The organism is Nocardioides sp. CPCC 206347, assembly GCF_048654605.1.
In the GTDB taxonomy this organism is placed as follows: domain Bacteria; phylum Actinomycetota; class Actinomycetes; order Propionibacteriales; family Nocardioidaceae; genus Nocardioides.
This window is the reverse complement of the sequence record NZ_JBMCYZ010000001.1, coordinates 1,093,673-1,118,540: the sequence shown is the minus strand read 5'-3', so window position 1 is coordinate 1,118,540 and position 24,868 is coordinate 1,093,673. Positions and strand designations below refer to the sequence as shown.

Below are 24,868 nucleotides of genomic sequence, written 5' to 3'. Positions count from 1 at the left end.
CCGATCCGGCGGAATCCGTCCGCGAGGGGAGAGCATGGCGACCACGGCCGCGCGACGAATGAGCGTTGTCGAGGTCGAGCACGCCCTCGACAACGGCCACCTCCAGGTCCACTACCAGCCCTGCTACGACCTGCGGACCGGCGAGATCGTCGCCGTCGAGGCGCTCGCGCGGATCAGGGACCCGGCCAGTGGCGTGGTCCACGCACCCGACGCGTTCCTCGGCGTGGCCGAGCAGACCGGGCTGGTCACCCGGCTCGATGCGATGGTCTTCGCGATGGCCGCGCAGCAGGTGGCGCGCTGGAGGGCCCAGCCCGGCGGAGCGCGGCTCTGCCTGGCCATCAACCTGTCCGCGGCCGATCTCGACGACCCAGACCTGGCCGATCGGTTCGTGCGCGTCGCGGCCCGCGCCGGCCTGCCCCTCGACGCCGTCATCGTCGAGCTGACCGAGACCCTGCTGTCCCGGACCGGCCGCGGACACGAACAGGTCCTGTCGACCCTCGCCGACCTGGGCTGCAACATCACGCTCGATGACTTCGGCACCGGGAACGCGAGCTTCGACTACCTGCGGCGCTTCCGGGTCGATGGCATCAAGGTGGATCGCTCCTTCGTGCAGTTCCTCGGCACCGGTGGGCCGCAGGAGCGGATGGCTGAGTCACTGCTGAGGTTCTGCCTCTCGCTGGGGGTCCATGTCGTCGCCGAGGGAATCGAACGGCCCGAGCAGGTGGCGGCCCTGCGGCGCCTCGGTTGTGCGCTCGGGCAGGGCTTCTTGATGAGCCGGCCGCTGGACGCGATCACGTTCGAGGCCCTGATGGCCGTCGAGGGCGGCGCCTCGAGCGCGCTGGCCCATCCGGTTGCTGCGGTCACCCTGCAGGACGTGTCGGTACGACGCCCGTCCCGTCGATTCGCCTCCCTGGACCGGGCAGCGACCACTGCGTTGGCGGCCCTGGTCTGCGTGGCCCTCATCGCCATCGCGGTGATCGCCACCGCTGACCGTCGGGCGAGCCAGGCGTCCCTCGGTGTCTCCGTGCAGCAGAGACTGACCGCGGTCGATGCGCTGGCGGCCCGGCAGGTCGACGTACAGCTCGGAGGACTGCGCGACGTGGTCGCCGCGTATGCCCGCAACGACGAGGTGCGGCGCGCCCTGAGTGACCGGGACCCCGGGCTCATCAGTGCCTCGCTGGCCGCCCTGGGATCGGCCACCACGGGTGTCTTCAGTTCTTCGCTCTATGACGCCTCGGGCAACCTGATCGACCTCGCACCCAAGCCGGACCCGAGCCTGGTGGGACGCAACTTCGCCTACCGCGACTGGTACGTCGGCGCTCGCCATGCGGAGGGCGCGTACGTGTCCGAGGCCTTCCAGCTGCTGGCGCCGGGTCGCCCCTGGGCGCTCGCCGTGGCGGCCGCCGTCCGGGCAGGCAACGGGAGGATCTCCGGGTACGTCGTCGCGACGATGACGCTGACGGCACTGCAGGAGCAGCTCGATGACGTGCTGGACCACCACGGCATCAGCGTCACGTTGGTCGACGGCCGGGGCACCACCCTGGCGGCGCCCGATGACCGGATCGGGCTGCCCACGAGCGACCCGCGTCTCGCTGGACGACGCGAGGACTCCAGCAACCCGGGGGACGACACCGTCTGGGCAGTGCACGAGGTGGCGGCGATCGGCGGCTGGCTGCTGGCCGAGCAACCCGGTGCGGCGGCGCTCGGCTCCCGTGACGGCGAGCTCAGCACCGGCGTCCTGCTCGTGGTCGTCGGTGCTGCGCTGGTGGCGGTGCTCCTGTGGCTGGCGGCCGATCGGCGCCGGCGTCGGTTGAAGTCCGACCTGCGGGACGCGAACGACTGGTTGATGTCGATCATGACGGCCACGCCCACTCCGCTGGTGATCACCGACAGCTCCGACCAGGTCCGCCTGGCCAACCCCGCGGCGGGTGCCCTGTGGGCGGTGCCGCTCGAGCTGCTCGTCGGCCAGGACCTCACTCGCTGGTTGCCGACGCGTGACCACCCGGAGATCGAGGGCGGCGGATTCCACGCACGGATCGTCGATGCGAGGGGCGACGTGCGCCTGGTCGACGTTCGAACGCAGGAGGTCGGAGGCCCTCGCGGAGAGCTGATGTACCTCCACGTGCTGGTCGACGTGACGCCGCACCGCCAGGAGCAGGACCGGTTGCGCGCCGAGGGACGTGTCGACCCACTGACCGGAGTCGGCAATCGGCTGGACCTGGACGAGGCGCTTGCGGCGGCCCTGGCGCCGGGCGGGTCGACGTACGCGCTGGTCATGCTCGACCTGGACGGCTTCAAGGGTGTCAACGACCTGCTGGGACATGCCGTGGGCGACAGCCTGTTGTGCGCGGTGGCGCAGTCGCTGATCGAGGGGACTGCGCGACAGGACCGCGTCACCCGGATCGGCGGTGACGAGTTCATGCTGGTGGTGCACGTGGACCATCCGGCGCAGTGCTCCGGGCTCGCGGCCCGGCTGCGCGGCGTCGTGCAGCGCGCGATCGACGCCCACCCGTCCTCGGGCCACGTCCGGGTCGGCGTCAGCGTGGGCGCGGTGCTGGTGGCCGACGACACGGATGCCACCGAGCTGATGCGCCGTGCAGACCAGCGGATGTACGAAGCGAAGCGGACCGGGCGGGCGTCCGGCCGCACTCACCGGACGGTCGGGACTCCGTAGAGGGTCGTCCGCTCGCGAACGGTCCGGTCGATGCCCGCGCCGATCTCGACGAGTTCGGCGACGGTCTTCGCGCTGCCGTGCTCGGAGCCGGCCATCCGGGAGATGGTCTCCTCCATGAGGGTGCCGCCGAGGTCGTTGGCGCCGGCGTTGAGCATCGCGCGGGTGCCGTCGACGCCGAGCTTGACCCAGGAGGTCTGGATGTTGCGGATCCGGCCGTGCAGCAGGATGCGGGCCATCGCGTGGACCGCGAGGTTGTCGCGCAGGGTCGGACCCGGACGCGCGACGCCGGCGAGGTAGATCGGTGCGGAGGTGTGCACGAACGGCAGCGGCACGAACTCGGTGAACCCGGTCCCGCCGTTCTCGAACGCCGTGTCCTGGATGCCCTTGAGGACGTTGAGGTGGCCGACCCAGTGCCGCGGGTTGTCGACGTGGCCGTACATCATCGTCGAGGTCGTGGGCAGGCCGATGCGGTGCGCGGTCGAGACGATCTCGACCCAGGTGCGGGTCGGGAGCTTGCCCTTGGTCAGCACCCAGCGGACCTCGTCGTCCAGGATCTCCGCGGCGGTGCCGGGCAACGACCCGAGGCCGGACTCGCGGGCCTTGATCAGGAAGTCCTCGATCGACAGGCCGGTGCGGGCGGTGCCGTTGACGACCTCCATCGGCGAGAACGCGTGCACGTGCATCTCGGGCACTCGCTGCTTCACGGCAGCGGCGATGTCGAAGTACGCCGTCGCGGGCAGCTCGGGGTCGATGCCGCCCTGCATGCAGACCTCGGTCGCGCCGAGGTCCCACGCCTCCTGGGCGCGGTCGGCGACCTCGTCGTAGGACAGGGAGTAGGCGTCGGCGTCGGTCTTGCGCTGGGCGAACGCGCAGAAGCGGCAGCCGACGTAACAGACGTTGGTGAAGTTGATGTTCCGGTTGACGACGTAGGTGACCTCGTCACCGACCGTCTCCTTGCGGAGGTGGTCGGCCAGCGCGATGACCTCGCGGAGCAGGTCGCCCTCGGCGGTCATCAGGGTCAGCGCGTGCTCGTCGGACAGGTTGCCCGGATCCTTCTCCGCAGCGCGCAGGGCTGCGTGCCCCTCGGTGGTTGAGGTGCGAGCGCCAGCGAGCCTCGAAACCCCGTCGGCAGCTTCCTGGACCGAGGCCCAGTCGCCGTAGACCGAGCCGAAGTCGCTGCGCCGGTCGTCGGTGCGGCCCTCGGTGTCGACGGCCGCGTGCAGGTCCGTACGGCCGGCGGACTCGAAGCCGCCGTCGGGCTCCTGCCACGGCAGGCCGGTCGGCTTGATGCCGGGAACGGCCAGGCCGTCGGGTCCGGCAAGTGCGGCGACGTGTCCGGCGACGCGGGGGTCGAGCCAGGCCTGGCCGTCCTGGAGTGAGCCCACGACGTACTCCGGGTGGATGGTGAGGCGGGCCTTGAGGTCGAAGCCGCACGTGGCGGTGATCGAGCGCAGCCGCTCGAGCGAGGGCCAGGGGCGTTCGGGATTCACGTGGTCCGGGGTCAGTGGCGAGACGCCGCCCCAGTCATCGACACCGGCGTCGAGCAGTGCACGGCACTCCTCGAGGTCGACCAGGTTCGGGGGCGCCTGGATCCGTGCCTTCGGTCCCAGCACGAGGCGGGTGACGGCGATCGCGGCGCGGTACTCCGCGAGGTCGAGGTCGTCGACGTGCCGCATCGCGGTGTCGGGCTTGGCGCGGAAGTTCTGGACGATCACTTCCTGCACCGCGCCGTACGCGCGCATCGTGGCGCGCAGAGCGAAGATCGTCTCGGCCCGCTCCGTCAGCGTCTCGCCGATCCCGACCAGCAGGCCGGTGGTGAACGGGATGCCGTGGCGGCCGGCGTCCTCCAGGACGCGCAACCGGACGTCGGGGTCCTTGTCGGGGGAGCCGTAGTGGGCCTCGCCCCTGGTCTCGAACAGTCGACGTGAGGTGGTCTCGAGCATCATCCCCATCGAGGGGGAGACGGGCTTGAGGCGGTTCAGTTCCTCCCACGACATCACGCCGGGGTTGAGGTGGGGCAGCAGTCCGGTCTCTTCCAGCACCCGGATCGCCATCGCCCGGATGTAGGCCAGCGTCGAGTCGTAGCCCTGCTCGTCGAGCCACGCCTGTGCCTCGGGCCAACGGTCCTCGGGCCGGTCGCCCAGGGTGAACAGGGCCTCGAGGCAACCGAGCTCGGCACCCTGGCGGGCGATGTCGAGGATCTCGTCAGGAGACAGGTACGGCGCCCGGCCCTCGCGTGCGGCCTGGGCGGGTGTCTCGACGAAGGTGCAGTAGTGGCACCGGTCCCGACACAGCTTGGTGATCGGGATGAACACCTTGGGGGAGTACGTCACCACGCCCGGACGGCCCGCGGCGACCAGGCCGGCGTCGCGCACCTTCGCGGCGGCGGCGGCGAGCCGATCGAGGTCCGCGCCCGTGGCAGCCAGCAGCACCGTCGCCTCATTGAGGTCGAGTGCGGCTCCGCGCTCGGCACGTGCGAGTGCTCGGCGGATCTGTTGGGGGGTGGGGCCTTCGGTCATGGCGAGTCCTACGGTACCGGGTGGACACCCAAACTAGAACTCGTTCTACTCACTGGGTGGGCGGGCGGCGTCAGTTCCTGATCCTCGTCTTCAGCTTCCCGACCTTCGCGACGAACGCGCCGTCGTAGGACCGGGGGAAGCTCCAGGTGACCAGCCGGCCGCGGCCACCCGGAACGACGGTGACGGTGTCGGAGCAGGATCCACTGACGGCCAGGCAGTTGCCGCCGTTGCTGGTGTAGCGCGCGGTGATGCTGGCGAAGTCCTTGAAGCCCTCGTAGTGCAGTTCCCAGGCGACACATCCGGGGGCCGCGGTGCACTTCTTTGCCCGCTTCCACCAGATCCGCTTGGGTTGTGACTTCCCGCAGAACCTGGCCTGCGACTCCGACGTCGTTCCCCACGGATAGGTCGCGACCGCCTGCGCCTGCACGCAGGCCTGGCTGTCGCCTTGCTCGGTGTCGATCTCGACACTGGTGCCGCTCAGCGGCGTCCAGCTTCCGGGGCCGCCGGTGTTGATGACGACCTTGCCGTTCGCCGCGTCGGGCTGCTCGGCGAAGTTGAAGTCGACCGCGCGATAGGCGGCCTTTGCCGTGGCCTTCGGGACGGCTGGCGTCTCCACGTAGCAGGCGTCGAGCTCCTCGATCGCCTTCGCGTGGCCCTTCTCTGCGCTGTCGTCACTGTCCGCGTCCGACAGGGTGAGCGACTCCTGTGCGAGGTAGGCGCCCACGGTGTCGGTGCTGATGTCGTCGAGGCAGTCGGTGTCGTCGAGCTCCCAGGTCTTGCCGATCTGGTCTGCCCAGTCGTCGGAACAGTCCAGGAGCTTCTCGGAGTACGACGTCGCGTCCGCCACCTGCCACTCGCCGGTGTAGATCCATCCGCCGCCGGAGTCGGGCTCGATCAGGCCGCGCTCCTCGAGCTCACCCGAGCGCGACTCGTGGACCAGGTCGTCGACGGCGCACTCGACCTGGTCCCGGTCGGCCCATTCCGGCACCTCGACACCGTCGACGATGGTCGACACGGCGTCCTTGTCGGAAGCGCTGAGCGGCCCGATGCCGAACCGGCCGGTGAAGTACAGCCACCCGGTGACAGCGACCCCGGCGACCAGCAGCAGGGCGAGCCCGAGGCCGAGGAACAGTGGCCAGCGCCGCTTGCGCGGCGGTCGGCCGTACGACGGCGGGCCGCCGTAGCCACCCGGGGCGGGCCGTACGGCGGCTGTCCGAACTGGGTCGGGGCGGAGGGCGGCTGTGCGTTGGGCGGCTGCGCGTAGGGCGGAGGTCCCGCCGGTGGCGGGCCTGAAGGTGGCGGGCCTGACGGGGGCGGGCCCTGGGGTCGGGGCCAGCCGGGTGTTCCGTTGCCGCTCACGTCGTACTCCCTGTGCTTCCGCGGGCCGCCCGTTCGGCCCGCGGAAGCATCGTAGGCAGCGGAGGTCGTCTCGAAACCTCTGCGGGTCACACGCCTGCTGTGACCTTGTCCGGTTCGGTGGCCGGCGGCTCAGCCGGTGCGTCGCCCCGGTCCAGGTTGCTCGGCCACCAGATCTTGCCGCCGAGGTCGAGGTTGATGGCCGTGACCAGCACCGACCGGACGATCATCGTGTCGAGCAGGACGCCCAGTGCCACGGCCACGCCCAGCTCGGCAAGGAATACCAGCGGCAGCGAACCCAGGATCAGGAACGTTGCGGCGAGGACGAGACCGGCCGAGGTGATCACACCGCCCGTGGAGGACAGGGCGATCAGCGAGCCGGACCGTGTCCCGTGGATCGCGGTCTCCTCGCGGACGCGGGTCATCAGGAAGATGTTGTAGTCGATGCCCAGGGCGACCAGGAACACGAACGCGAACAACGGGAATCCTGGATCGGATCCGGCGAAGCCGAAGACGTACTCGAACAGCAGCGCAGAGATGCCGACCGCGGCTCCGAACGACAGCACCACGGTGGCGATCAGGATCACCGGAGCGACCACGGCCCGCAGCAGTGCCAGGAGGATCAGGAACACCACGACGAGGACCAGCGGGATGATCACCAGGTTGTCGCGGTTCGCTGCGACCTTGGTGTCGAGGTAGAAGCCCGAGCCTCCACCGACGATCGCATCGGCCCCGTCGACGGCATGCACCGCATCCCGGCTGGCCTCGACGATGTCGAACGCCTTCTGGGACGAGATGTCCGCGGAGATGGTGGCCTCGAAGTACGACCGACCGTCAGCGATCGGAACGGCCGCCTCGGGAGCGCCCAGTCCGTCGATTCCGCTCAGCGACTGCTCGACCGCGTCGATCCGGTCGGTGTTGGCAACGACCTGGATCGTGTTGGAGGCGTCCTGCAGGCCGTGCTCCTCGAGCAGCTTCTGGCCCTTGATGGAGTCGAACTCCTTCGTGTAGGTGTCCTCGGTCGACAGGCCGCCGGTGTCCAGGCGGAACAGGCCGAGGCAGGCGACCAGGAGCAGCCCGGTGGTGACCACCCAGACGGTGCGGGGGCGCGGCTTGATGGCGTTGCCCACCTTCGCCCACAGGCCGGAGCTCGTCGGCTCGGCGGAGCCGAAGTCGGGCCGGCTGTGCACGCCGGTCCAGTGCTCGATCCCGACCTGGATGAGGACGAGCAGGCCGATGAAGGCGGCGAATCCGCCGAGGCCGGAGAGCAGCCCGCCGATCGTCCCGGCCGCGTCGCCGTCCTGCTTGCCCAGCACGACGCCGAGCGCAGACACGACGATGCCGCCCACGAGCATGCCGGCGCCGGTCTTGACCCAGGCGCGGTGGTTCTCCTTCGTCGGGCCGAAGACCCAACGACCGCAGATCACCAACAGTGCGGGGAGCAGCGTGACCATCACCAGGAAGGTGGCAGCGATACCGACCGCGACGACCGGACCGAGGCCGGCCGTGGAGTTCAGCTCGGCGAAGACCAGGCAGAGCATGCCGATGCAGACCGTGGCCGCACTGGCGAGGATGGCCGGTGCCGCGCGGTGCAGGGCGAAGGACATCGCTTCGTGACGGTTGTCGTGGCGGCGCAGCTCCTCGCGGTAACGAGCGACGAGCAGCAGGGCGTAGTCGGTGCCGGCGCCGATCACCAGGATGCTCAGGATCGCCTGGCTCTGGCCGTTCACGGTGAGGTCGGCGTACCTCGCGAGGAGGTAGACGATGCCGGTGGCGATGAAGTTCGCGAAGACGGCACAGAGCACCGGCAGGATCCAGAGGACTGCGCTGCGGTAGGTGAGCAGGAGGATGATGACGACGGCGAGCAACGTCAGGAAGATCAGGTCAGTGTCGATGCCTTCGAACGACTCGGCCGAGTCGGCCGCCTGGCCGCCGAAGCCGGCCAGGTGCACGGTCACGCCGTCGATCCTCGCGATGTCACGGATCTCGTCGGCCGCGTCCGGGATGGCGTTCCAGCCCTCGTCGCCGAAGTTGAGCACGAGGTACAGGTAGGCGACGTCGTCGTCGGTGGACTGCAGCTGCTGGGGGAGGTTGAGCTGTTCGGCGACGTTGGGCGACAGGACGTCGGCCTTGCCGTCGTCGTTGTCGTCGGTGACGCCCTTGACGTCGGCCGCGATCTTCGCCGCCTGCTTGTCCATCGCTGCGAGGTCGGCGTCGGTCAGGCCACCCTTGCGGTGGTAGACGACGAGGGTCGGGATGTCGTTGGGGTCGACGGAGTCGGACAGCTCCTCGAGGACCTTGGTGGACTCGGCTGAGGCGGGGAGCCAGGAGGACGCCTCGTTGTTCTGGACGTCGACCAGCTTGGCGTTGAGGGGGGCGAGGGCGAGGGCCGCGAAGATGACGACGACCGCAACGATCCATTTGGTGATGGGGCCGGTCAGCTTTCCGGCGATCTGACGGTGCATGGGCAGAACTCTTCCAGTGAGGACCGACAACGGCATCAGGATTTCTCCCTATCTGACCCTGAGGGAACCCCGGAATCATCGCCGGGCGGGAACTTTTGCCGTCCCGCCGCTCACCAGACACCGAACGGCCCCCGAATGTGACATTCGAGGGCCGTGCGGTGGTGCGGATCTAGAGGCCGAGGAACCGGCCGATGATCTCCTTCTGGATCTCGGTGGTGCCGCCGTAGATCGTCTGGATCCTCGTGTCGGCGTACGCCTTCGCGATGGGGTACTCCAGCATGTAGCCGTAGCCGCCGTGCATCTGCAGGCCCTGGTCGACGATCTTCTTCTGCAGCTCCGTGGTCCACCACTTCGCCATCGACGCGAGCGACGTGTCGACCTCGCCCTTGTTCAGCTGCTCGATGCAGTGGTTGACGAACACCCGCGCGATGTAGGCCTCCGTGGCCATTTCCGCCAGTGTGAAGCGGGTGTTCTGGAACTTCCCGATCGGCTTGCCGAACGCCTCGCGCGTCTTCACGTAGTCGAGGGTGAGGTCCAGGACGTGCTCGATCGCAGCGATCGCGATGCAGGCGATCGAGATCCGCTCCTGGGGCAGGTTCTGCATCAGGTAGATGAAGCCCTGGCCCTCCTCGCCGAGGAGGTTCGCCTTGGGCACGACGACGTTGTCGAAGCTGAGCTCGGCGGTGTCCTGCGCCTTCAGGCCGAGCTTCTCGAGGTTCGCACCGCGGTGGAAGCCCTCCACGCCGCGCTCGACGACCAGCAGGCTGATGCCGCGCGCACCGGCGTCAGGGTCGGTCTTGGCGACCACGATGACGAGGTCGGACAGGATGCCGTTGCTGATGAACGTCTTCGAGCCGTTGAGGACGTAGTGGTCGCCCTTGTCGACGGCCGTGGTCCGGATGCCCTGCAAGTCGGATCCCGCGCCGGGCTCGGTCATGGCGATCGCCGTGATGATGTCGCCGGACACCGTGCCGGGCAGCCACCGCTTCTTCTGCTCGTCGTTCCCGATCGCGATGAGGTACGGAACGATGATGTCGGTGTGGACCGAGAAGCCCGGACCACTCGCCCCGGCGCGGGCCTGCTCCTCCGCCACGACGGCGTTGTAGCGGAAGTCCTTGATCCCCGGGCCGTCGTACTCCTCTGGAACCTCGAAGCCCAGCAGCCCGGCAGCGCCGGCCTTGCGCCACAGCTCGCGGTCGACGACGCCGTCCTTCTCCCACTGGTCGTGGAACGGCTTCACCTCGCGCTCCATGAAGGTGCGGACCGTCTTGCGGAAGTCCTCGTGCTCGGTCTCGTAGATCGTGGGGCGGTCCGGCATCAGGACACCCACTCCTTGATCTGCGCGATGGTGGCGGCGGGGTCCTCGGAGGCGGGGGAGACGGACAGGTTGGTCACGCCCGACTCCTTGAACGCGGCGATCCGCTCCTTGACGTACGACGCCGGGCCGACCAGGTTGCCGGCCTCGAGCCACTCGAGGGGGACCAGTGCTTCGGCCTCCTTCTTCTTGCCCGAGAGGTAGAGGTCCTGGATCTCCTTGGCCTCCTTCTCGAAGCCGTACTCGCAGGCGAGCTGGTTGTAGAAGTTCTTGTCGCGCGCACCCATGCCGCCGACGTACAGGGCATACAACGGGCGCATGAAGTCGAGGAATGCCTTGGTCTCGGGGCCTTCGCCGATCGCGACCATGCCGCCGGCGCAGATCTCCAGCGGCTTGAGGTCGGCGGAGCGCTTCGCGGCACCGCGAGCCAGGGGATCGCCCCACACCTGCTGGGCCTTCTCGGGGAAGTAGAGGAACGGCAGCCAGCCGTCGGCGACCTCGGCGGTCATTGCGACGTTCTTGTCGCCGAGCGCGGCAACCCAGATCGGGAGGTCGGCGCGCTCGGGGCGGTTGAGGAGCTTCAGCGGCTTGCCGAGGCCGAGGCCCTGGCCTTCGGGCAGGGGGACCTGGAGGGTCTTGCCCTGGTAGTCGAGGCGCTCGCCGCGCAGGCCCATCCGGAGCACCTCGATGACCTCGCGGGTGCGCGTCAACGGGCGGTCGTAGGCGATGCCGTGGAATCCCTCGATCACCTGCGGGCCGGAGGCTCCGAGGCCGAGCACGGCGCGGCCGCCGGAGACGTTGTCGAGGCCGGCAGCGGTCTGGAGCAGGGCGCCGGGGGTGCGGGAGTAGACGTTGAGGATGCCGGCGGCGATCTCGACCGTCTCGGTCTTGGCGGCGAGGTAGCCGAGCAGGGTGGGGGCGTCGAAACCGTACGGCTCGGCCACCCAGATCATGTCCAGTCCGGCCTTCTCGAGCGCGACGACCTGGTCGGCGGACTCACGGGGATTTCCGGCATAGATGAGTGGCATCGAAAGCTTCATGGGCCCACTGTGACAGTATTACTGTCACGATCGCAAGGGTCTCGTCATCGGGACGCCGGTCGCCGCCCGCTCCGCTTCCCTGTTAGGTAGATCCCGTGACAACTGACGCTGCTGCCCGTGAAATTCCTCGCTACACCGTTGCCGTCATCGGTGGCACCGGCCCCCAGGGCAAGGGCCTGGGCTACCGCTTCGCACGCCACGGTCACGACATCGTGCTGGGCTCCCGCGCCGCCGAGAAGGCCGAGGTCTCCGCGGCCGAGGTGACCTCGCGCCTCGAGGGCGTGGCCGGTGCCGGTGCCGCTCGTGGCGCCAGCAACGCCGACGCGATCGCGGCCGCCGACGTCGTCCTGCTGGCCGTTCCGTACGACGGCCACGACGACCTCGTCGCGTCGCTGGCTGCTGACGGGGCGCTCGCGGGCAAGACCGTCATCTCCTGCGTCAACCCGCTGGCCTTCGACAAGCGCGGCGCGCACGGTCAGGTCGTCAAGGGCGGCGAGGGCTCCGCTGCCGAGTCAGCCCAGGAGCTCGCGCCCGACGCGACCGTGGTCGGTGCGTTCCACAACGTCTCCGCGGTCGGCCTCTGGAGCGACGACGACTTCCTCGACGAGGACGTCATCGTGGTCGGCGACTCGGTCGAGGGCAAGCAGGTCGCCATCGACCTCGCCGCTTCCGTCACGGGCCGCGAGGGCATCGACGGCGGCAAGCTGCGGCTCGCTCGCGTGCTCGAGCCCTTCACCGCCGTACTCATCTCGATCAACCGGAAGTACAAGGTGCACGCGGGCATCCGGGTGTCGGGACTCGACGCCCACTGACCTACGGCGCCTGCGCGAACTCGCCGGCGAGGCGATCGAGGATCGCCTTGCTGGCGGTACTGACGTTCCAGGCGAGGTCGTCCTCCATCGCCCACCGGTCGCCACCGCACAGCGCAGACGTCTGGACCGTGTCGCCCCACGAGGTCTGCCCGACGATCCGGCCGGGCGTGTAGCAGGCGGGCGTGATGCCGGCTGGTTCCGACGTCTGCATGTCGGCCACCAGCACCGCGAGATCCGCTGCGGGGATGGGGATGGCCGGTCCGGGACCGTCGGAGCAGTAGACCGCCTCGGTGATGTCGGCCGCACGCCCCACCGGCGACGGCTGGGGATTGCAGGAGAGGTCGGCGGCGGGGGTGGTCGCCGGTGGTTTGGAAGCGTCGCGCTGCTGGCGGAGCAACGCGCTGTAGCGGGCCCACAGTGCCTCGGGATCGCTGCGGAAGTCGTCGTCGCCGACGGTGACGGTGTGGCAGCCGTAGAGCTCGCCCGCGACGACGACGGTCGAACCGTCGGGGTAGCCGAACACGATCTGGTAGCCCGGCCCGAGGTCCATGGTGCAGGCGGTGTTCGGTCCCGATGCCGGGTAGGCGTCGAGCCCGTTGACGGTGTCCGTGAGCTCGTCGACGCCCGTGACCAGCGCGTCGTCCGGTACGTCGAACTCGGTGCCCGCGCCCTGGCAGAGGCGCGCGGAGACGGCACCTGGCCGAACACCTTCGCCGACCTTGCCGGTGGCCCCGTCGGGGAAGCCGGCGGCCGGGACGGCAGGGCAGGTGACGGGCGGCGGTTCGGCCGGGTCACTCGCCCGGTCGGAACCGTCGCCGTTGACGCTCCAGATCACGGCGCCGCCGACCACGACGGCGGCAGTGCCGAGCACGCCGGCCGCCCGCAGGCGACGACCCCGTCGCGCCTTCGCTGTCGCGCGGTGCGCCCGGTCGGCCGCCTCCGGCGGAGTGGGTACGGCGGCCGCGAGTCCGTCGCGCAGCCACTGGTCGTCGTACTCGGTCATCAGGAGTCCTCTCGTTGCAGGCGGGGAGAGGTGCGCAGGGCGGTCAGTGCACGGGAGCACTGGCTCTTCACGGTGCCGACGCTGATGCCGAGGACGCCGGCGGCCTGGGCCTCGGACAGGTCCTCGAAGTAGCGCAGGACCACGACGGCGCGTTGTCCGCGCGGCAAGCCCTCGAGCGCGGCCAGCAGGTCGTTGCGGGCGTCGGCGTCGGGAGCGTGCCCGGGCCCCTCGGGCAGGTCGCCGGTCGGCCGTTCGCCACGCCACTTCCGCCGCCACCACGAGATGTACGTCGTGAACATGACCCGGCGCACGTAGGGCTCGAACCCGTCGATGCCGACCCGGTCGAACGCGCGCCACGACTTCGCCAGCGCGGTCTGCACGAGGTCCTCGGCCAGCTGGTGGTCGCCGGTGAGCAACCACGCGGATCGCCACAACGCGCTGCCCCGGGCGCTGACGAACGCGTCGAAACCGTCAGTGCTGTCGGGACTGTCCGCACCCACGGAGTCCACGCCTGCCTGCGGCATCGGCCCGTCCACCACCGTTCGCTCCATGAACACCCCTCTCACCAGTCCAAAGCGGCGGGAGGTGAGCAAAGGTTGTCAGGCCTGGCGATCCTTGTCGCCCGAGTCGTCCAGCGAGTCGCCTGCCGAGTCGCCTGCCGAGTCGCCTGCCGAGCGGTGCAGCCAGCCCCTCATGTGGGCGGGACCGCCGCCGTGGTGCGAGCCGAGGTGGCCGTAGTTGCCGACGTGCTCGACCCATGCGGGCGTCTCGTGCTGGCGGGGGCCGCGCAACACCGCGGCCAACAGGCCGAGGGCACCGGCAACCAGCCACGGCAGCGGCAGGATCCAGCGGGCGTTGTCCAGCTGGACGGTGTCGCTGATGAGCAGCGCCCACACGATGACCAGTCCGACGAAGGCGGTGCCCATCACCAGGTGTCCGGTGTTCACGGCGTGGCGACCGGACGGCCGGGCCGGGGGCTTGCGGTCCTCGCGGGGCCGCTCGATCGGATCGAAGACGTCGTCGGTGCTCATGCTGCGTCCTTCTCGCTGTGGATCTCGATCTGGCCGAGGAACACCTCGGCGTTGATCGTGAGGGTCGGTTCGTCGGAGTCGCCGAAGATGGCCCTGTCGTCGTTCTCGGACTTGTGGCCGAAGAGGATCGCCTCGCCGGCTTCCATCTTGGCGTCGGCGACCACGCGCAGGCCGTCGTCGGGCACGATCACCTCGATGCGGCCGAGGCCGGCCTCGAGGTCGAGCTTTCTGTCCTTGAGCTCGTCGAGATCCTTGATCCTGGTGAGGTCGATGATGATCTCGCCGGCACCCACGTCGTAGCTGGACCTGAGCTCGGCTGCCGTGTCCGGTCGCTTGACGGTCTGCCCCGCGTCGACGTTGTCGACCACCGAGGTCACCGCCGTCGCGAGCGCCGCGATCAGGCCGATGAAGATCAGCCCGCCGGCGCGGCCGTAGAACGAACCGACCAGCAGCATCACGCCGACCACGCCCAGCACGGTCACGGGGTACGCCGACGGCGCGACCTCGACGCCGGCCAGGTGCAAGGTGGCGACGACTCCGATGGCGAACGCGGCGAGCGCGATCGTGAAGGGGAACAGCAGCGGGCCCCGTCGCTTCGGATCGACCAGCCGCGGCGGCGGGGGCGGACCCGGCCGATAGCCCGGGTACGTCGGCGGTTCGGCCATCTGGCCGGGAACCGGCGGGAACGTGCGGGACTGCTTGGCCTGCTTGCCGCCGAAGATGACCAGGAACACCAGGCCGACGACCAGCACCGGCCAGGGGAACTCGGGTCCTCCGAACGTGTCGCCGACCATCGAGGCAATCGTGAGGACGCCCGCGATGATGAGCGCCGCCGTCCGGATCCCCTCGTCGACGTTGATCACCGCGTCGCCGTCGTGCTCGTCGGGGAGCAGGAGCCACGCGACGCCGTACAGGATCAGGCCGCCGCCCCCGAAGAACGTGAGGACCACGAACGCGACCCGCACCAGGAGGGGGTCGATGTCGAGGTGGTGGGCGATGCCGCCGGCCACGCCGGAGATCTTCCGGTCAGTGCGGCTACGGCGCATCCGGCCCAGGTCGCGGACCTCGTCGCGGGTCACGCGGGGTCCGGTGGAACCCGGCTCCTGGCCCGAGGGGCCGGGTCCGTGCTCGGTGTCGGTCGGTGAGTTCATGGCTCCAAGCCTGCGGTGTCTGGCGCCTGCGCACCATCGGGGACTGCCCTGATCCTGCCGCATCGGGCAGGGGTCGGTATCAGGGTCGGATCAGGGTCGTTCCCCCTGCTCCGGCGGGGTGCGCTGTGTGACGATGGATGCATCATGACAACGCCCCTGACCACTGTCGGCCCGCCTGCGCCCGGCCCGTTGCCGTCGCGCCACGACGTACGGCGCGCGTGGCGCGACCTGCGCCACCCGGTCCTCGGTGGCGTGGCGTCGGGCCTGTCGGCCCACCTCGCTGTCCCGGTGCTGTGGGTCCGCGTGGCGTTCGTCGTGGCGACCCTCGCCGGCGGCTCCGGTGTCGCTGCGTACGCCGCCCTGTGGGTGATGCTCCCGCCCGGACCGCCGCCGTGGGTGCTCGCCCCGGGACTCGAGAGCGCCACCCGCGACGGGCGACGCCCCGGCCGGGCCCGGCGGCTGTCGGACATCGGGCCGGTCATCACCCTGTCCGCGCTGGGCATCGGCGCGATCTTCGCGACGGGTGCCCTGCTGGGCAACGGCTGGTGGGTGTGGCCGCTCGGCATCGCGGTCGCGGGCGTGGCCCTGTTGTGGCGCCAGGCCGACGAGGCGCAACGCGAGCGCTTCATCGACGCGACCGGCAAGGTCGACCCGATCCGCGTGGTGCTCGGTGGCGGCGGCTGGGCGGCGTGGGCGCGGATCGCGGCCGGGGTCGCGCTGGTCGTCATCGCGCTGGTCCTCTTCGCGGTGCGCGACGGGTCCCTGTCGCTGGCCCGCGACGCGACCATCGCGATCCTGCTCGGCATCGGCGGCATCGCGATCGTGCTCGGCCCCTTCGTCTACCGGCTGATCGCCGAGCTCGCGGGCGAACGCGAGGAGCGGGTGCGGACCCAGGAGCGGGCCGACGTGGCGGCGCACCTCCACGACTCCGTGCTCCAGACCCTCGCCCTGATCCAGAAGAACCCGGCCGACGCGGCCCGTCTCGCGCGTGCGCAGGAACGCGACCTGCGGGCCTGGCTGTTCACCGGGGAGTCGCTCGACGAGGCCACGGTCGCCAGCGCGCTGCGCTCGGCGGCGGCCGAGATCGAGGACGCCTACGGCATCGCTGTCGACGTGGTCGCCGTCGGTGACTGCGACTACGACGAGGCGGCCCGCCCGATCGTCGCGGCGGCGCGCGAGGCGACCGCGAACGCCGCCAAGCACGCCGGTGTGCCGCGCGTGGACGTCTATGCCGAGATCACGCCCGGCGGCATCGACGTGTTCGTCCGCGACCGTGGTGTCGGCTTCGACCCGGACGCCACCCCCGAGGACCGCCTCGGCGTGCGCCGGAGCATCATCGACCGCATGGAGCGGCACGGCGGACGCGCGGAGATCAGGTCTGCGCCCGGCGAGGGGACCGAGGTGCGGCTGCACCTGGACCACAAGGCCGACGCGAAGTCCGACCAGGCCGCAGCCCAGGCCGCAGACCAGGACAACCAGCAGGGAGACCCATGAGCCAGCCCGTCCGCGTGGTCGTCGTCGATGACCACGCCATGTTCCGCCGGGGCGTCAGCGCCGAGCTCGGCTCCACGGGCGCCGGTCGCGTCGACGTCGTGGCCGAGGCCGCCGATGTCGACGAAGCGGTGGCGGCCGTGCTCGAACACCGGCCGGACGTCGTACTGCTGGACGTGCACCTGCCCGGCGGCGGCGGCGTCGAGGTGATCCGCCGCGTCAACGACTCCGAGGTCCGGTTCCTGGCGCTGTCCGTCTCCGACGCGGCCGAGGACGTCATCGGCACGATCCGGGGCGGTGCCCGCGGCTACGTCACCAAGACGATCACCGGCCCCGAGCTGGTCGACGCCATCGCGCGCGTTGCCGACGGTGACGCCGTGTTCTCCCCGCGACTGGCGGGCTTCGTCCTCGACGCCTTCGCGGGCGCCGGCATCTCGGCGGACCTCGCCAGCGTCGACGAGGACCTCGACCGGCTCACCGAGCGGGAGCGCGAGGTGATGCGGCTGATCGCGCGCGGCTACTCCTACAAGGAGGTCGCCAAGGAGCTCTTCATCTCGATCAAGACCGTCGAGACCCACATGTCCTCGGTACTGCGGAAGCTGCAGCTCTCCTCCCGCCACGAGCTGACCCGCTGGGCATCGGACCGCAGGCTGCTGTGAACCGCGGCACGGTGGTGGCCGTCGTCGCAGCGGTGGCGCTGGCCGGCTGCTCCAGTGGTACGACGAACCCGACCCCGCAGCCGTCGACGACACCCCCCACGTCGGGCTCGCCGACCCCCACCGCGCCGTCGCCCTCCAGCGCACCCGACCCCGGGCCGTCGTACTCCGACTGGGAGCTGGGCGTCCACGTGCTACCCGTCGATGCCGACGGCTTCGGCGAGATCAGGCCGACACCGAAGGCCCTGCGGGTGCGTCGTTTCCCGACTGCCGACCTGCTCCCGGCCCCGACCGATGACGCGTTCCACTCGTCGATCGGGCCGGTGACACGGGCGATCCGTACCCGGATGGGGGAGACCTGGTCCTCCGCCTGCCCCGTCGGCCTGGATGGTCTTCGCTACGTCAACGTCAGCTTCCGCGGCTTCGACGGCAAGGCGCACACCGGTGAGCTGGTGGTCGCGGCCCGGGAGGCCGAGGGCGTGACATCGGTGTTCAGGGCGCTCTTCGCCGCCGACTTCCCGATCGAGGAGATGCGCCTGCCGACCACCGCCGACCTCGATGCGCCTCCCACCGGCGACGGCAACAACACCGCCGCACTCGTCTGTCGCGCAGCGCGGGGCACGACCACCTGGTCGGCGCACGCCTACGGCCTGGCGATCGACGTCAACCCGTTCCTCAACCCGTACTCCAAGGGAGCCCTGGTCCTGCCGGAGCGCGCGTCGGCGTACCTCGACCGGACCCGCAGCCAGCCCGGGATCATCCACTCCGGGGACCTGGTCGTGCGCGAGTTCGCGCGCATCGGCTGGAGCTGGGGCGGGTCATGGAGCTCGCTGAAGGACTACCAGCACTTCACCGCGACGGGCAGGTAGCCGGCAGCGCGGCGGGAGGCGCCGGCGGCAGCTTGCTGCCCTAGAGTTCGGGCATGGAGACCGTCCGCCTGATCCTGTTGATCGTCCATATCCTTGGCTTCTCGGCCCTGATCGGCGGACTGCTCGCCCAGGTCGGCCCGGGGGACAAGAAGGTCACCGGTGTCATGCGTGACGGCGTCGGCACCGCCTTCCTCGCCGGACTGCTGCTGGTCGGCGTCCTCGAGGGCGGCGACGACCCGGTCAACCACGGCAAGGTCGCCGTCAAGCTCCTCATCGGCCTGGTCCTGCTGGTCCTCGTGATGGCGAACATGCGCAAGGAGAAGATCCCCAACGGCCTCTGGGCCGGCCTCCTGGCGCTCGCGATCATCGAGGTCGGCGTCGCCGTGCTCTGGTCGCCGGTGCACAGCTCCTGACCGACCGCGGCTCCGTCGGCCCAGCGCCGTAGGCTGGCAGGAGCATGAGTACGACGCCCCCGGCCCTGACCGCAGACCTCCTCCTCGAGGGCCTCAACGACCCGCAGCAACAGGCCGTCCAGCACGAAGGTGCGCCCCTGCTGGTCGTGGCCGGTGCCGGGTCGGGCAAGACCCGTGTGCTCACGCGGCGGATCGCGTGGCTGATCGCCGTCCGCAAGGCGCACCCCGGTTCGATCCTCGCGATCACCTTCACCAACAAGGCCGCGGCGGAGATGAAGGAGCGGGTCAGCGACCTGGTCGGCAACCGCGCCCGGATCATGTGGGTCAGCACGTTCCACTCGGCCTGCGTGCGGATCCTGCGCAAGGAGGTGGAGCACCTCGGCTACGAACGGCTCAAGTCGAACTTCTCGATCTACGACAGCCAGGACCAGAAGCGCCTGATCACCCTGGTGCTCAACGACCTGGAGATCGATCCCCGCCGATACCAGCCGGGTCCGGTGCTGCACTGGATCAGCAACCACAAGAACGAGCTGCGTGACCCCGAGGACGTCGCCGCCGAGGCGACCAACGCCAGCGACGAGACCTACGTGGCGGCGTACCGGCAGTACCAGCGGCGGCTGCGCGAGGCGAACGCCTTCGACTTCGACGACCTGATCATGGAGACGGTCCGGCTCTTCCAGCTCAAGCCGGAGGTGCGGGAGACCTACCGCCGCCGGTTCCGGCACGTCCTGGTCGACGAGTACCAGGACACCAACCACGCGCAGTACTCCCTCATCCAGCAGCTCTGCGGCCAGCAGTTCGAGGAGTCCCCGGACCCCGACACCCTCGACGGCGTGCCTGCTGACCGGGTGCCCCCGGCCGAGCTGATGGTCGTCGGCGACGCCGACCAGTCGATCTATGCGTTCCGCGGTGCCGACATCCGCAACATCATGGACTTCGAACAGGACTTCCCCGACGCGCGGACCGTGCTGCTCGAGCAGAACTACCGCTCCACCCAGACCATCCTCAGCGCCGCCAACGCGGTCATCGAACGCAACGAGAGCCGCAAGCCGAAGCGGCTGTGGTCCGACGCCGGGGACGGCGAGAAGATCGTCGGGTACGTCGCCGACGACCAGCACGACGAGGCCCGTTTCGTCTCCGGCGAGATCGACAAGCTCACCGACGGCGGGCTGCGTCCCTCCGACATGGCGGTGTTCTACAGGACCAACGCGCAGTCGCGGGTGTTCGAGGAGATCTTCATCCGCACCGGCCTGCCCTACAAGGTCGTCGGCGGCACGCGCTTCTACGACCGCAAGGAGATCCGCGACGCGCTCGCGTACCTGCGGATGCTGGTCAACCCGGATGACGCGATCTCCGTACGACGGATCCTGAACACGCCGCGGCGGGGGATCGGTGACCGCGCGGTGCTGGCGATCACCATGTTCGCCGACAGGGAGCGGATCACGTTCTGGGAGGCCCTGCAGCGTGCCGACGAGGCACCGGGCCTGGCGACGCGGAGCCAGACGCAGATCGAGGGCTTCGTGACGATGGTCAACGAGCTCCAGCAGATGGTCGCGGCCCGCGAACGGCCCGACGTCATCCTGGAGACGGTGCTCGACCGCTCCGGCTACCTCGCCAGCCTCGAGGCGTCCGACGACATGCAGGACGAGGGCCGCCTGGAGACGCTCGGCGAGCTGGTCGCGGTCGCCCGCGAGTTCGCCGAGGACCCCGTCGCCGGCCCGTCGGCCGACCCCGCGGACGTGGACGCCGGCACGGTCGAGCCCGGGCTGGGCGACTTCCTCGAGCGCGTCGCGCTGGTGGCCGACGCCGACCAGATCCCCGATGCCCCCGAGGACGACCCGGACGCGCCGGAGGACAAGGGCGTGGTCACCCTGATGACGCTCCACACCGCCAAGGGCCTGGAGTTCCCCGTCGTGTTCCTCACCGGCCTGGAGGACGGCGTCTTCCCGCACTCCCGGTCCCTCGGCGATCGTCCCGAGCTCGAGGAGGAGCGCCGGCTGGCCTACGTCGGCATCACCCGAGCCCGCCAGCGCCTCTACGTCTCGCGGGCGGTCGTGCGCTCGGCCTTCGGCGCCCCCGCGCACAACCCGGCGTCCCGGTTCCTCGCCGAGCTGCCGATCGACCTCGTCGACTGGCGGCGCACCGAAGCCCGGCAGATGCAGTGGTCGCGCCCGTCGTACGCCTCCAGCAGTCGGGAGTACGCCGGCGGCGGCTCCGGTACGACCAGCCTGGGGCAGCCGACCGCGGCCGGGCGCCGCAACTTCAGCTCCGCAGCGGCCCGCGCCGACGCGGCCGCCAAGTCACGACCCTCGCGGCCGATCCCGGTCCTGGCGCCGGGCGACAAGGTCACCCACGACTCGTTCGGCCTGGGCACGGTCGTGTCCGTCGAAGGAGCCGGCGACAAGTCCGTCGCGTCGATCGACTTCGGTTCCGACGGCGTCAAGCGCCTGCTGCTGCGCTACGCCCCCGTCGACAAGCTCTAGAAGAGCGTTACGGCGTCACTCCATGCACGCGGAGGGCCGCGTCGGGGTCGACCGGGTCGCCGCCACCGGGGCGGACCTCGAGGTGCAGGTGCGGGCCGGTCACGTGGCCGGTGCTGCCGACGTATCCGATGATCTCGCCGCTGCGGACGGTGTCGCCGGCGGACACGGCGAAGGACGACTGGTGGCAGAACCACAGCTCGGTGCCGTCCTCCAGGGTCAGGACGGTCTTGTTGCCGTAGGCGCCGTCGGAGCCGGCGGAGGTGACCACACCGTTCGTGACGGCGCGGATCGGCGTGCCGCCGGGAGCGGCGAAGTCGAGGCCGGTGTGGTAGCTCGACCACAGGCCGTACTCACCGAAGGTCGCGGTGAGGCGGTAGCTGTCGAGCGGGAGCACCCAGCGGTTCAGGGCGATCTCGGCGGCTTCCTTCTCGGCGGCCTGGGCGAGCTCGCCGAGCGCGCTGTTGCGCTCCTCGGCGTGGCGCTCGGCCTCGGCGACGAGGTCGGTGCCGGCGGCCTGGGCGAGGGTGTCGCGGTCCGAGTCGCGGCTGACGCTCTGGGAGCGCCCGCCGACGACGCCGTTGCCGAAGGACCCGGTCATGGCGTTCGAGGCGGTGAGGCGGTCGGTGGCCGAGGCCAGCTCGGGATCGGTCGAGACGACCGCGCCACCGATCGCGATGGCGAGCGTGGCCACACCGACGGCGACGGGCAGCGAGGGCAGGCCGCGGAACAGCGGTCCGCGGGAGCCGACGTGCTTGACCGCGCGGCGCTTGCCGGCGGGCTGGACGGCCCGCAGCGTGGTGGCCGAGGAATCGGTCAGGGGGTCGAACAGGGGGATGTCGCGGAGCGCCGGCAGCTCCACCGTGGGAGCGCGGTCGGGCACGTACGCCGGCGAGCCGACCGCCTCGACCAGGGTCAGGACCGGGGCAGGCGCCGGAAGCGGAGCGAGGACAGGAGCTGGAGCGGGGGCAGGAGCGGGGGCCGCGGCCCGGATGGCCGGTGCGGCGGGGGCAACTTCGAGCGTCGCGGTCGTCTCGGCAGCTCGACCAGCCATGCGCTTACCGACGTACTTCTCGGTGGACTCGGCGCGGGAGGTCGAGCGGCGGCGCGCTGCGCGGGGATCCGCTCGGTGGTTACCCATCGACTGCTGACTCCTTGGGGGGACGATCCTGCAGGCCGTTTCAACCTGGGCCCTGTCGTCCGAGTCGCCCGAGAAGAGGGCTTCGATCAAGGTGGCCGCCGGGTGGCGACCAGGTGAAACTTGCGTCACCGACCATAACCGATGCCCGGCGGCCCCCGAAATCCCAGGGGGTGTCGCCTGTGGACGATCGTGTGACGGCTGAGTGACGTGCGGGTGACCCGCGACGAGCCCGTGACCGTCGTCACGTCGCCGGGGCCGGACTCGTCCTACTCGCCAGTCACGACTAGTGTGCCCGAGGGTGCGCCGCCGTGCGCACCACCCTCTGACCCAGATGTGAGGACGTAGCAGTGGACCTGATGGAATATCAGGCGAAGGAGCTCTTCGCCAAGCACGGTGTGACGACGACCCTCGGTGTGGTCGTCGAGACCCCCGAGGCCGCGAAGGCCGCCGCCGAGGAATTGGGCGGCGTGACCGTCGTCAAGGCGCAAGTCAAGGCCGGCGGCCGTGGCAAGGCTGGTGGCGTCAAGATCGCCAAGACGCCCGACGAGGCGTTCCAGTACGCGACCGACATCTTGAACCTCACGATCAAGGACCTCCCGGTCAACCGGGTCCTGATCACCCCCGCGACCCCGCCGGAGGAGGAGTACTACTTCTCCTTCCTGCTGGACCGGTCGAACCGCCAGTACCTCTGCATCGCGTCCGTCGAGGGTGGTGTCGAGATCGAAGAGGTCGCGAAGACCAACCCCGACGCCGTGAAGAAGATCGCCATCGACCCCGGCAAGGGAGTCGACGCGGCGAAGGCGCGCGAGATCGCGACCGAGGCCGGCTTCCCGGAGCCCGTCTTCGAGCAGGCCGTCACGATGATCGAGAACCTCTACAAGGTCTTCGTCGAGGAGGACGCCACGCTCGTCGAGGTGAACCCGCTCGCGCGGCTCGCCGGTGACAAGCTGGAAGCCCTCGACGGCAAGGTCTCGCTCGACGAGAACGCCTCCGAGGTGCGCCACCCCGACCACGAGCACTTCGAGATCCGCGAGGACGCCGACCCGCTCGAGGCGAAGGCCAAGGACCTCGGCCTCAACTACGTCAAGCTCGACGGTGCCGTGGGCATCATCGGCAACGGCGCGGGCCTGGTCATGTCGACCCTCGACGTCGTCGCGTACGCCGGCGAGAACCACGGCGGCGTCACGCCTGCCAACTTCCTGGACATCGGCGGCGGCGCCAACGCCGAGGTGATGGCCAACGGCCTCGACGTGATCCTCAACGACGCGCAGGTCAAGTCCGTGTTCGTGAACGTCTTCGGTGGCATCACCGCGTGTGACGAGGTCGCGAAGGGCATCGTCGGTGCTCTCGAGCTCCTCGGCGACGCCGCCACCAAGCCGCTCGTGGTCCGCCTCGACGGCAACAACGTCGAGCTGGGTCGCCAGATCCTGGCCGAGGCCAACCACCCGCTGGTGACCCTCGTCGACACGATGGACGGAGCGGCCGACAAGGCCGCCGAGCTCGCGAACGCCTGAGGGGACGAGACATGAGCATTTACCTGAACAAGGACAGCAAGATCATCGTCCAGGGCATCACCGGTGGCATGGGTGCGAAGCACACTGCCCTGATGATCGAGTCCGGCGCGACGATCGTCGGCGGCGTCAACGCCCGCAAGGCCGGCACCACGGTCACCCACAAGGACGCCGCTGGCGCCGACGTGGAGCTCCCGGTGTTCGGCACCGTGTCGGAGGCGATGAAGGAGACCGGCGCGAACGTGTCGGTCCTGTTCGTCCCGCCGGCCTTCACCAAGGACGCGGCCATCGAGGCGATCGACGCCGAGATGCCGCTGATCGTGGTCATCACCGAGGGCGTGCCGGTCCAGGACTCCGCCGAGGTGTGGTCCTACCTGCAGGGCAAGTCCACCCGGATGATCGGCCCGAACTGCCCGGGCATCATCACGCCCGGCGAGTCGCTGGCCGGCATCACCCCGCACACCATCGCGGGCAAGGGCCCGGTCGGTCTCGTGTCGAAGTCGGGCACGCTGACCTACCAGATGATGTACGAGCTGCGTGACTTCGGCTTCTCGACCGCCATCGGCATCGGCGGCGACCCGATCGTCGGCACCACGCACATCGACGCCCTCCAGGCCTTCGAGGAGGACCCGGAGACCAAGGTGATCGTCATGATCGGCGAGATCGGCGGCGACGCCGAGGAGCGTGCGGCGCTCTACATCAAGGACAACATCACCAAGCCGGTCGTCGGCTACGTCGCGGGCTTCACCGCCCCCGAGGGCAAGACGATGGGCCACGCCGGCGCCATCGTCTCCGGCTCGGCCGGTACCGCGGCTGCCAAGCAGGAGGCCCTCGAGGCCGTCGGCGTCAAGGTCGGCAAGACGCCGTCCGCGACCGCTGCCCTGGCGCGGGAGATCCTGCAGTCGCTGTGAACCCGTTGGTCGAGGAGGTCGCGTAGCGAC

The 24,868-nt window shown here is 70.1% G+C and carries 19 protein-coding genes; 9 read left to right on the top strand and 10 right to left on the bottom strand.

What is annotated here, in order from left to right; genetic code table 11:
* Positions 1-34 precede the first annotated feature (34 nt).
* Complete coding sequence (locus ACOACQ_RS05355; RefSeq protein WP_420287775.1) at positions 35-2,674, top strand: EAL domain-containing protein; 2,640 nt, start codon at positions 35-37, stop codon at positions 2,672-2,674.
* On the opposite strand, the gene ACOACQ_RS05350 is transcribed toward ACOACQ_RS05355, so the two are convergent.
* From ACOACQ_RS05350 to ACOACQ_RS05330, 5 genes are all read right to left on the bottom strand, one after another.
* Positions 2,650-5,193: a bifunctional FO biosynthesis protein CofGH gene (locus ACOACQ_RS05350; RefSeq protein ID WP_420287774.1), complete on the bottom strand. Its 2,544-nt coding sequence runs from the start codon at positions 5,191-5,193 to the stop codon at positions 2,650-2,652. The two genes, ACOACQ_RS05355 and ACOACQ_RS05350, sit on opposite strands and share 25 nt — an antisense overlap.
* A 70-nt stretch (positions 5,194-5,263) precedes the next feature.
* Entirely contained in the window at positions 5,264-6,208 is a 945-nt protein-coding gene (locus tag ACOACQ_RS05345) for a hypothetical protein (RefSeq protein WP_420287773.1), read from the bottom strand.
* A 430-nt stretch (positions 6,209-6,638) separates the two neighbouring features.
* Positions 6,639-9,014, bottom strand: a complete 2,376-nt coding sequence (locus tag ACOACQ_RS05340; protein ID WP_420287772.1) for an MMPL family transporter — start codon at positions 9,012-9,014, stop codon at positions 6,639-6,641.
* 169 nt (positions 9,015-9,183) lie between these two features.
* The gene (locus ACOACQ_RS05335) at positions 9,184-10,332 is read right to left on the bottom strand and encodes an acyl-CoA dehydrogenase family protein (RefSeq protein WP_378599218.1); all 1,149 of its coding nucleotides are present in this window, start codon (positions 10,330-10,332) and stop codon (positions 9,184-9,186) included.
* Positions 10,332-11,369, bottom strand: a complete 1,038-nt coding sequence (locus ACOACQ_RS05330) for an LLM class F420-dependent oxidoreductase (RefSeq protein ID WP_378599221.1) — start codon at positions 11,367-11,369, stop codon at positions 10,332-10,334. The genes ACOACQ_RS05335 and ACOACQ_RS05330 overlap by 1 nt, the downstream gene beginning before the upstream one ends.
* 95 nt (positions 11,370-11,464) lie before the next feature.
* Between ACOACQ_RS05330 and npdG the strand changes: the two genes are divergently transcribed.
* The gene (npdG, locus tag ACOACQ_RS05325; protein WP_420287771.1) at positions 11,465-12,181 is read left to right on the top strand and encodes an NADPH-dependent F420 reductase; all 717 of its coding nucleotides are present in this window, start codon (positions 11,465-11,467) and stop codon (positions 12,179-12,181) included.
* 1 nt (position 12,182) lies between these two features.
* On the opposite strand, the gene ACOACQ_RS05320 is transcribed toward npdG, so the two are convergent.
* From ACOACQ_RS05320 to ACOACQ_RS05305, 4 genes are read right to left on the bottom strand one after another with little or no spacing between them, the layout of a single operon-like run.
* Positions 12,183-13,184, bottom strand: coding sequence for a hypothetical protein (locus tag ACOACQ_RS05320; protein WP_420287770.1), 1,002 nt, complete (start codon positions 13,182-13,184; stop codon positions 12,183-12,185).
* Positions 13,184-13,735 carry a SigE family RNA polymerase sigma factor gene (locus ACOACQ_RS05315; RefSeq protein ID WP_420287769.1) on the bottom strand — a complete coding sequence of 184 codons (552 nt, stop codon included), beginning with the start codon at positions 13,733-13,735 and terminating at the stop codon, positions 13,184-13,186. The genes ACOACQ_RS05320 and ACOACQ_RS05315 overlap by 1 nt, the downstream gene beginning before the upstream one ends.
* A 48-nt stretch (positions 13,736-13,783) precedes the next feature.
* Positions 13,784-14,215, bottom strand: coding sequence for a hypothetical protein (locus tag ACOACQ_RS05310; protein ID WP_378599234.1), 432 nt, complete (start codon positions 14,213-14,215; stop codon positions 13,784-13,786).
* Positions 14,212-15,366, bottom strand: coding sequence for a PspC domain-containing protein (locus ACOACQ_RS05305; protein ID WP_420287768.1), 1,155 nt, complete (start codon positions 15,364-15,366; stop codon positions 14,212-14,214). The genes ACOACQ_RS05310 and ACOACQ_RS05305 overlap by 4 nt, the downstream gene beginning before the upstream one ends.
* Positions 15,367-15,510: 144 nt before the next feature.
* Between ACOACQ_RS05305 and ACOACQ_RS05300 the strand changes: the two genes are divergently transcribed.
* Genes ACOACQ_RS05300 through pcrA form a run of 5 tightly spaced genes read left to right on the top strand, consistent with a single transcriptional unit; the run spans position 15,511 to position 21,278 of the window.
* Positions 15,511-16,860: a PspC domain-containing protein gene (locus tag ACOACQ_RS05300; RefSeq protein ID WP_420287767.1), complete on the top strand. Its 1,350-nt coding sequence runs from the start codon at positions 15,511-15,513 to the stop codon at positions 16,858-16,860.
* Positions 16,857-17,516, top strand: a complete 660-nt coding sequence (locus tag ACOACQ_RS05295; protein ID WP_378599243.1) for a LuxR C-terminal-related transcriptional regulator — start codon at positions 16,857-16,859, stop codon at positions 17,514-17,516. Before ACOACQ_RS05300 ends, ACOACQ_RS05295 begins: the two co-directional genes overlap by 4 nt.
* Complete coding sequence (locus ACOACQ_RS05290; RefSeq protein WP_378599246.1) at positions 17,513-18,382, top strand: M15 family metallopeptidase; 870 nt, start codon at positions 17,513-17,515, stop codon at positions 18,380-18,382. Before ACOACQ_RS05295 ends, ACOACQ_RS05290 begins: the two co-directional genes overlap by 4 nt.
* 53 nt (positions 18,383-18,435) lie before the next feature.
* Positions 18,436-18,795, top strand: coding sequence for a hypothetical protein (locus ACOACQ_RS05285; RefSeq protein ID WP_378599249.1), 360 nt, complete (start codon positions 18,436-18,438; stop codon positions 18,793-18,795).
* 44 nt (positions 18,796-18,839) lie between these two features.
* Complete coding sequence (gene pcrA / locus ACOACQ_RS05280; RefSeq protein ID WP_420287766.1) at positions 18,840-21,278, top strand: DNA helicase PcrA; 2,439 nt, start codon at positions 18,840-18,842, stop codon at positions 21,276-21,278.
* 7 nt (positions 21,279-21,285) lie between these two features.
* On the opposite strand, the gene ACOACQ_RS05275 is transcribed toward pcrA, so the two are convergent.
* Positions 21,286-22,416: a M23 family metallopeptidase gene (locus ACOACQ_RS05275; protein WP_420287765.1), complete on the bottom strand. Its 1,131-nt coding sequence runs from the start codon at positions 22,414-22,416 to the stop codon at positions 21,286-21,288.
* Between the two features lie 347 nt (positions 22,417-22,763).
* Between ACOACQ_RS05275 and sucC the strand changes: the two genes are divergently transcribed.
* Together sucC and sucD are read left to right on the top strand one after the other, a co-directional pair.
* Entirely contained in the window at positions 22,764-23,930 is a 1,167-nt protein-coding gene (gene sucC / locus ACOACQ_RS05270; protein ID WP_378599260.1) for an ADP-forming succinate--CoA ligase subunit beta, read from the top strand.
* Positions 23,931-23,941: 11 nt separating this feature from the next.
* Positions 23,942-24,838, top strand: a complete 897-nt coding sequence (gene sucD / locus ACOACQ_RS05265) for a succinate--CoA ligase subunit alpha (RefSeq protein ID WP_378599263.1) — start codon at positions 23,942-23,944, stop codon at positions 24,836-24,838.
* Positions 24,839-24,868 lie beyond the last annotated feature (30 nt).